General features: G+C 41.1%; 10 protein-coding genes and 1 pseudogene. 10 read left to right on the top strand and 1 reads right to left on the bottom strand.

The genetic code is table 11. The features are described 5' to 3' along the window. Window positions 1–576: 576 nt before the first annotated feature. Entirely contained in the window at window positions 577–978 is a 402-nt protein-coding gene (locus KI742_RS13710; protein ID WP_085570161.1) for a hypothetical protein, read from the top strand. A 206-nt stretch (window positions 979–1,184) separates the two neighbouring features. Here the strand turns inward: KI742_RS13710 and KI742_RS13700 are convergent, their stop codons facing one another. After that, complete coding sequence (locus KI742_RS13700) at window positions 1,185–1,487, bottom strand: hypothetical protein (protein WP_031431277.1); 303 nt, start codon at window positions 1,485–1,487, stop codon at window positions 1,185–1,187. Window positions 1,488–1,816: 329 nt separating this feature from the next. On the opposite strand from KI742_RS13700, the gene KI742_RS13690 reads away from it, so the two are divergent. The 9 genes and pseudogenes from KI742_RS13690 to KI742_RS13635 all read left to right on the top strand — a co-directional run bounded on the left by KI742_RS13690 (window position 1,817) and on the right by KI742_RS13635 (window position 7,970). Continuing rightward, window positions 1,817–2,308, top strand: a complete 492-nt coding sequence (locus KI742_RS13690) for an RDD family protein (protein ID WP_006879709.1) — start codon at window positions 1,817–1,819, stop codon at window positions 2,306–2,308. 155 nt (window positions 2,309–2,463) lie between these two features. After that, entirely contained in the window at window positions 2,464–2,838 is a 375-nt protein-coding gene (locus tag KI742_RS23575) for a DUF6559 family protein (RefSeq protein WP_373417723.1), read from the top strand. Between the two features lie 142 nt (window positions 2,839–2,980). Next, complete coding sequence (locus KI742_RS13680; protein WP_213867304.1) at window positions 2,981–3,373, top strand: SMI1/KNR4 family protein; 393 nt, start codon at window positions 2,981–2,983, stop codon at window positions 3,371–3,373. Between the two features lie 132 nt (window positions 3,374–3,505). Further along, window positions 3,506–4,040: pseudogene (locus tag KI742_RS13670) on the top strand (nucleotidyltransferase family protein). Window positions 4,041–4,173: 133 nt separating this feature from the next. Further along, window positions 4,174–4,710: a nucleotidyltransferase family protein gene (locus KI742_RS13665; RefSeq protein ID WP_047104093.1), complete on the top strand. Its 537-nt coding sequence runs from the start codon at window positions 4,174–4,176 to the stop codon at window positions 4,708–4,710. A gap of 104 nt (window positions 4,711–4,814) precedes the next feature. Next, on the top strand, window positions 4,815–5,087 hold the full coding sequence (locus tag KI742_RS13660) for a PnuC protein (RefSeq protein WP_238843811.1): 273 nt from the start codon (window positions 4,815–4,817) through the stop codon (window positions 5,085–5,087). Window positions 5,088–5,241: 154 nt separating this feature from the next. Further along, window positions 5,242–5,709 carry a hypothetical protein gene (locus KI742_RS13650; RefSeq protein ID WP_285385882.1) on the top strand — a complete coding sequence of 156 codons (468 nt, stop codon included), beginning with the start codon at window positions 5,242–5,244 and terminating at the stop codon, window positions 5,707–5,709. A gap of 601 nt (window positions 5,710–6,310) precedes the next feature. Further along, window positions 6,311–6,985: a hypothetical protein gene (locus tag KI742_RS13640; RefSeq protein ID WP_285385883.1), complete on the top strand. Its 675-nt coding sequence runs from the start codon at window positions 6,311–6,313 to the stop codon at window positions 6,983–6,985. Between the two features lie 163 nt (window positions 6,986–7,148). Further along, the gene (locus KI742_RS13635) at window positions 7,149–7,970 is read left to right on the top strand and encodes an HNH endonuclease (RefSeq protein WP_222712723.1); all 822 of its coding nucleotides are present in this window, start codon (window positions 7,149–7,151) and stop codon (window positions 7,968–7,970) included. Window positions 7,971–8,075 lie beyond the last annotated feature (105 nt).

The raw sequence follows: 8,075 nt of genomic DNA, 5'->3' as shown, positions 1-8,075 counted from the left end.
GCGGCGTTAGTACTGGATTGACATCAAAGGTAAAATTTCTGGTGTTTATTGGTTTCGCTTCCTAGCTTTACACCTGGTCAAATGTGCCTTTCACGTTCTTTCCGGTGGCACTATATGAGTTGTGTTCGCGTTGTCTTCGCCGTTTACGGTTTCTAACTTTCGGGCTATTTCTCTGGTGTGGTTTCTTTAATGCTGGGAAATTTTCGTCAAACACTGAGTTTCTTTGGCGCTGCCGTTTAGTTCTAAAGCCCGTATCCTTTGCTAATTTGAACACGGCGAAAATAGGGCAGTTAAGCAAGTTTTTCTTCTCGCCAACTTGCGTTTTGAGATTGCGTTCAAGTTTGGTAGTTGTCTGTTTGGCTTCAGCGTTTTAAGCTAAAAGTTTCATGCTATATTTCAATATCTTGGAGTGTGCCAAAGGATTTAGGAGCCGCGTACTAACAAACAATTCAAGAGGGATTCGTAACGCGTGGCATTTTTACTATGCGTTAATTTTAGTGATTAAGGTGGTTTGCGGTGGCATCGGTATTGCGTTAGTCACCCCTTAATTGGGCGTTATACGAATAGAGGGAATTTATGTACAAGAGTACTGATTTTAGCTTGGATTCAAAAGAGTTCAGGTTTAAGAAAGACTCATATCCTTTGTCTAAGATAAACAATGCTAGGGTTAAAAAGTTAAGTTTTCTTGATAATTTAGGTCAAGTGTTATTCTGGGTGTTTATTTTTTCAGGGGCTGTTTGGTTAGCCATTCCAAGCTTTGAAGAGGCACCGCAATGGCTACAAGTTTTAGTTCTTAGTTTGACGGCTGTAGGTTTCGTTTTTGCTCTTCTTCGTTGTTCTAAATATGCGCTTCAAGTCGAGTTTTGCCACATAGATGAAACGGGCGTTCAATGGGTTAATGTCGCTAAATCATACTCAAAGTCAGATTGTGAGTTATTTGAACAACAAGTGTTGGCACTGAAGGAGAAATTCGTATAACAAATTGTTCAAGAGTGATTCGGCACGCGTGGCATTTTTACTATGCGTTGGTTTTAGTGGTTAAGGTGGTATGCGGAAGCTTCGGTATTGCGTGCCTCACACCTTAACAAGGCGTTAGTCGCCAGAAAAAGCTAGCAATCAAAATCATGTTTCTGAGCTTAAAATTTAGCAGCTGTTTGCTTGGTACACCGATTAATTGCCGATCATCAGAGCTTAGTTCTAGCTGTTTTAAGTCCAAAGTTTTGTACCTTTCCTAGCGGTTGTTTTGTTCTTTGGTGTTGACAGAGTAGGGCAATCGAGAGTCCGTTTTTGGTTGCAACTCCGCTCGGTGAGTTTGTCGGTCCAAAAGCCGATTTACTCGCTGAAATGACGTTTTCTCTGGTGTTGTAAATTCCACGTGATTTCAGTGATTTCGTTGAAAGTCCGCACTGTGAGATTAGCTTTCCAAAAGCGCCTTTTGGTATTGTCAGTTCGTTTTCTGCGGCGTTGTTTGTTCCAAGTGGTTTCATTGAATAGCCGCTTTGAGACTACGCCTGACTTAAGTGCATCAAAGCACATAAAGTTTGTTGTTCGCAAAGTTTAGTTTGGCTTAAAATTGTCGCTCGGTGCCTCGCGACTAACAAACTGTTCAAGAGGGATTCGCAACGCGTGGCATTTTTACTATGCGTTGGCTTTAGTGTCTAAGGTGGTATGCAGCGGCTTCAGTATTACGTTGCTCACCCCTTAACAGGGCGTTATGTTAATCGAAGTGTGTTGCAATTAATTGAATATTGTCTTGAGAAAGAAATTACATTACGTATCATGCATTTAAGTTGGTTATGTAAACTAGGTAAATAATATGAAAGATAATGTTCCCGCGAAAATGAGTGATTTGTACGAATATTCAGGTTTTTGGCCTCGAGTTGGTGCTAGTCTAATTGATACTGTGATAATTTGTGTCCTTACATACCCGATTCTAGTAGCGGTTTATGGCTGGGCATATTTTGACAACGATGCGTTAGTACAAGGCTTCGCTGACCTGATTTTAAGCTGGATTTTTCCATTGGTAGCGGTCATTGGTTTCTGGCTTTATCGTCAAGCGACACCAGGTAAAATGGCTATATCAGCGAAAATTGTAGACGCTAAAACTGGCGATAAACCTACCCTTCAACAGTATATTGTAAGATACCTTGGGTATATCCTAGCGACAATCCCTCTTGGACTAGGTATATTTTGGGTGGCTTGGGACAAGCGTAAACAGGGGTGGCACGACAAACTCGCCAATACCGTCGTTATCTGCGAAAAAGATCGAAACACACCTCAAGAAGTTGAATTCTCATCAAAAAATTAACATAACAAAGCATTTAAGAGTGATTCCCAACGCTTGGCATTTTTCATTCCATCGTTGGGTTTCGTGTTTACGGTGGTAAGGTTTAGGTCTGTGGTCGCGTTGCTCACACCTTAATGCGGCGTTAAGTGCATTCGATGTCAACATGACTCAATAGCATGTATTTTTTTGCAATAGGAAGCATAGATATGATGAAGCTTATAGAACCATGGTTGTTTCACCGTAGGGCTATGTACATTGCAAGGAAGTTAATTCCACTGCTTCTCTTATATGGAAAAAAGACTAGATACTCTAAGGAAGAAGTGGACTATGCAATTGAAAGATCAAAATTATCGAAAAAGCACGTAACACTAGCATATGCTATTTATTGTGTAGACTTGTCGCAATACGACTTCCACAGAAGTGAAAGTTTCGAAGAGTACTTATCTCACAAATGTAAGTATGAACCAGCAAATCAACGATTTGATGTAGCCTCTTTTGCTCACTACTCTTCGGATGATTGCACTTCTAACGATGGGGGAGGTGGCGAGTAATGCACTTAACAAATTGTTCAAGAGTGATTCGGCACGCGTGGCATTTTTAATATGCGTTAGGTTTAGTGATTAAGGTATTATGCGGAGGCTTCGGTATTGCGTGCCTCACACCTTAACAAGGCGTTATAGCTTTGGAGTAAAAATGGCATTCAACTTAACAGAAGAACAATTAGTTAATACTGAGGTGGAGCTTGGTGCAAGGCTCCCTCATGATTACCGTGAATCGATGAAGGCTAACAATGGTGGTGAGGCAACGACCGAAGAAGATTACTGGGAGCTTTACCCAATCAAGGACAACTCCGATCGAAAAAGGCTAGCTCGTACTTGTAACAACATTATTGCGGAAACCAAGGCGTGTTTTGGTTTTGGCAACTTTCCTCATCATGCATTGGCTATTGCTAGTAATGGTCTTGGTGATCAAATGGTTTTCTTAAAAGAGTCAGAACAGTTCATGCCCGAAGTTTATGTTTGGCTTCATGAAACCGGAGAGATTAAGTTGCTTGCAAGTTCATTTGCCAAGTTAGAAAAGCTATAACAAATTGTTCAAGAGTGATTCGGCACGCGTGGCATTTTTACCATGCGTTTGTTTTAGTGATTAAGGTGGTATGCGGATGCTTAGGTATTGCGTGCCTCACACCTTAACAAGGCGTTATGGCGCAGGGCGAAAATGGACAAAATCGTAGAACTCATAAAACAAGATCCAATCCGAGTCGAGGCACTCAACTGCGTTTCTGAGTTGGGATTGCCGCAGTGCTACATCGCAGCCGGCTTCGTCCGAAATTTAGTTTGGGATACGTTGCACGACTTTAAAGTCTTCACTCCCTTAAATGATGTGGATGTAATTTACTTTGATCCAGCCGAGTCTAACCCCAATGCATATTTGGCGTATGAATCACAGCTACGAGATCGTATGCCTCAACTTCGTTGGCAAGTCCGTAATCAGGCGAAAATGCATAAGCGGAACGGTGACAATCCTTATAAAAGTTCAATAGACGCAATGAGTTACTGGCCTGAAAAAGAAACAGCGGTAGCAATTCGGCAAATTGGGCTAAACCAATATGAATGTTGCTGCTTTTGGGTTTGAATCTCTATTTAGTTACTGGGTCACGTATAATCCTAAAAGGCTACGGGAAACCTTTGAAAATCGCGTAAATTCAAAAGGGTGGCTAGTTCGGTGGCCATTGTTGAGAATTGCGCCATAACAAAGCGTTTAAGACGGATTCACAACGCTTGGCATTTTTGGTTTGTATCAGCTTAAGTGTTTACGGCACAATGGTTTAGGTTAAGTGGTCGCGTTGTTCACCACTTAACGCGGCGTTAGGGCACAGGGCGAAAATGGATAGAATCGTAGAATTAATCAAGCAAGATCCAGTTAGAGTTAAAGCCTTAGAGTGCGTATCTAAATTGGGCTTGCCTCAGTGTTACATTGCAGCTGGTTTCGTTCGTAATCTTGTTTGGGATGCACTGCATGGCTTTGATGTAGCAACACCATTGAACGATGCGGATGTTATTTACTTTGCGCCAGACGAGAACGACCCTAATGCATATTTACACCACGAATCTCAGCTCAAGCAGCTAATGCCAGAAGTTAACTGGCAAGTTCGTAACCAAGCACTAATGCATACTCGGAATGGCGATTTACCCTACACATGCTCCCTTGATGCTATGAGCTATTGGCCAGAACAAGAGACAGCTGTTGCCATTCGACAAGTCGCACCTGATAGCTATGAATGTATTGCAGCTTTTGGGTACGAATCCTTATTTGGTTACTGTGTCACACATAACCCTAAAAGGTCACGAGAAACGTTTGAAAATCGTGTAAATTCAAAGGGCTGGCTAGTAAGGTGGCCATCTTTGAGAACAGTGCCCTAACAAAGCATTTAAGAGTGATTCGCAACGCTTGGCGTTTTCGCTTCGCTCAAGTATAGCCAAGCGCTGCTCACACCTTAATGCGGCGTTATGTGCTTGGAGGAAAAATGGAATATTTTCAGTACTATGGAATCGACTGGGTTGCAATGGTACTTACGTTTCTTGCAATTTGGCAAATTGGAAATAAGGACAAAATCGGTTTCATTTTAATGATGTGCGGTAACACTAGTTGGGTAGCAGTTGGTTATCTTACTGGTAGTGTGGCAATGATAACTGCAAATATCATCTTTTTTTCAATGAACCTTAGAGCAATCATCAAATGGTCGACGCCAGAGAAAGAGCCTAAAGTTAGTGTTGCTGAGCAGTCATCTACAAGCTAGAAGTTCGCACATAACAAACTGTTCAAGAGGGATTCGCAACGCGTGGCATTTTCACTATGCGTTGGTTTTAGTGTTTAAGGTGTCTTGCGGCGGCTTCTATATTGCGTTGCTCACCCCTTAACAGGGCGTTATGTTTCACCCAAAGGAGGAGTCTATGGCTTGGACTGAAGAATATCTTCGAGATTATATCAAAGAACGAGACGAGTTATTCAAAGAGCGTTGGTTTACCGCAAAAAGTTGGTTTGCTCGCTCTAAAGAATCAACGAAATATCAAGAGCTTGAAAACTTGCTAAGCATAGAGAAAGAGTTTAACTCTAGGTGGGTGAAGCATGTAAGGCATGCTGTTGTTAAGTATAAGTTAAAGGCAGATGATATAGCAGAGGCTAAGTTACTCATCGACACACATATATCCAAGCACAAAGAGAGAGATTTCTTCCTTATTATTGTCGGCGTGTTGTTCGCTGCTTCTATGAAAGCCTTGGGAAGTGACGTTCTTTTCAGTTCTGCCATTGTTCTCACGGCTCTTTTTCTCGGTTATGAGCGTCTATTCGGTAGCACGACAAAGAACAGTTTAGAAGAGTTCAAAGCTATATTAGATATCGCATCCGCACTTAAAACATAACAAACTGTTTAAGAGTGATTCGCAACGCGTGGCATTTTTACTATGCGTTGGTTTTAGTGTTTAAGGTGGTGTGCGGAGGCTTTTGTATTGCGTTGCTCACACCTTAACAGGGCGTTATATGTACAGTTCAACCGAGCAGCAATATGTAGTGCTCGGTTGAATTGCAGCTTAAGGATAAGGGTCTTTGGTCGCATCTCCTTGACCAGTAAGAATATCCCAAGCTCTTAAAGGATGTGGTGTTTTAGAAAAGTTGGGACATGGTGGAAGTGAAGTTTTAGATTGGTTGGAATATATCTTTCCGCAATCGGAGCATTTATATGTTCCAGCAGACACATCGCTACCATACGGGACATTTTTTCTTTTTACCATTAGTAGGGTCCTTATTGTTTTTAACCTTCCTAACTTTAAGGTTATTTGCGTGTGATTTTTGTTATCAAGATCTCAGATATAAGCCTTTGTGCATATAACAAAGCGTTTAAGACGGATTCCCAACGCTTGGCATTTTCTGTTTGATTCAGCTTTAGTGGTTACGGCACAATGGTTTAGGTAAGGTGGTAGCGTTGCTCACCACTTAACGCGGCGTTAGGCATATGAGGGTAAAATGTTAGAGCTTGAGAAATATTTAGAAAAGCTTGAGGGCACTGATAAAGAGCATATTAAGTATGCTCAGCGTATTATGGAAGCTGATGGTTCAAAAATGTACCCACTGGACTTCTTGTTCCTTGCTGCAGTCAATCGTTCAAAATGCAATTTGCATGCATTTATTCATCTAATTAAAGAAAGGAATTATATTTCTGCTGCCCCGTTCTTGCGAATGCAAGTCGATAGTATCCTTAGATTAGCTGCAGCGACTTTAGTTGATGACCCTCATGAATTTGCGAAGAAAGTTCTCTCTGGTGAATCCGTGAATAAAATTAAAAGTAGAGACAATCAAAAGCTACAAGATTGGTATTTGCTAAAAACATTCAACCCGAAATTTCCTTGGATGGAGGGGGTGTATAAGAATTGTTCAGGGTTTATACATCTATCAGAAAAGCACATTCATGGGATCATTTCTCAAAGTAATGACGATGGTGGTATCGGAGTGTCTATCTCTCATGAGCAAGCTTTTATTCCTGAGCAAAACTATCTAGAGGCGGTAGCAGCGTTTTATGAATCTGTAGACTCTCTATTTAACTTGTGCAGAGGCTGGATCCTTTCGAAAGAGTACCCGGAGGAAGTTAGTCAGCTAATGTCAGAAAATATGCCTAACAAACAATTTAAGAGTGATTCCTAACGCTTGGGATTTTTGGTTCTAAATTTGAGCACAGTGTTTACGGTGGTCTGGTTGATGTTCGTGGTCGCGTTACTCACACCTTAATTGGGCGTTAGCAGTCTAAATTGTTACCTTTGACTTTTGAGCTAATATCAATAAACACAAACTCATATGAGAAAGTTTTATGGATAAGGCTAGATTGAAGAATGCATTGTTTGAACTGAGTATTGATAATTCCACTGAAGTGCAAAATGGACTTAAGATGTTAAGGCAGCACTACTATGCTGAAGAGCAGTTGATCTCAGCAATTAATTTAGCAAAAGCTGCGGGTTATGGATCATACGAAATAGCGAACAAGCAATATGGTAGTTTTGCGAGAAAGTTAAGTGAAAAATCTGGCTTCATCCCTAATGTTATCAGAGATGGAAAGCCAGTATGGACCTTTGTTGTTTGCGATGAAACATCACACAATCGTTCTTCTGGTTATGTGTGGAAGTTACGTCCTGAAGTGTCTGAGCTCCTAGAGGAGTTAGGATTAGTAAAGAAAAACCTAGCCGCAAAGAGCATCGTTGATGATATTCGAGACGCAGAAGTCAGGCTCAGTGGTGAAAAATATCGGGAGGCAGTAATTCAAGCTAGGTTAGGTCAAGGCCAGTTTCGAAAAAATCAAATTGATTACTGGCAGTCTTGTGCTGTAACTGGTTTTTCAGAACCGTCCCTTTTAATCGCATCACATATAAAGCCATGGAGCGAAAGTTCTGTAAGCGAAGCTTTGTCAGTCACAAATGGACTGCTGCTAACCCCCAACTTAGATAAAGCTTTTGATAAAGGTTACATTAGCTTTGATCGTTCTGGAAATATAATAATTTCGGACATTTTGAGTGTTGATGAGCGTGAGATGTTTGGCATCAACAAAAATATGAAAATCAGGGAAAATAAATTTAGTCCTGAGCATAAAGAATTTATGTGCTTTCATAACGAGAAAGTATTTAAAGGCGACTGCTAACAAACTGTTTAAGAGTGATTCGCAACGCGTGGCATTTTTACTATGCGTTGCGTTTAGTGTTTAAGGTGGAATGCGGGAGTATCAGTATTGCGTTGCTCACACCTT

Origin of the sequence: Vibrio sp. D417a (genome assembly GCF_030248595.1) — a bacterium.
GTDB classification, from domain to species: domain Bacteria; phylum Pseudomonadota; class Gammaproteobacteria; order Enterobacterales; family Vibrionaceae; genus Vibrio; species Vibrio alginolyticus.
This window is presented reverse-complemented; position numbering and strand designations above follow the sequence as displayed.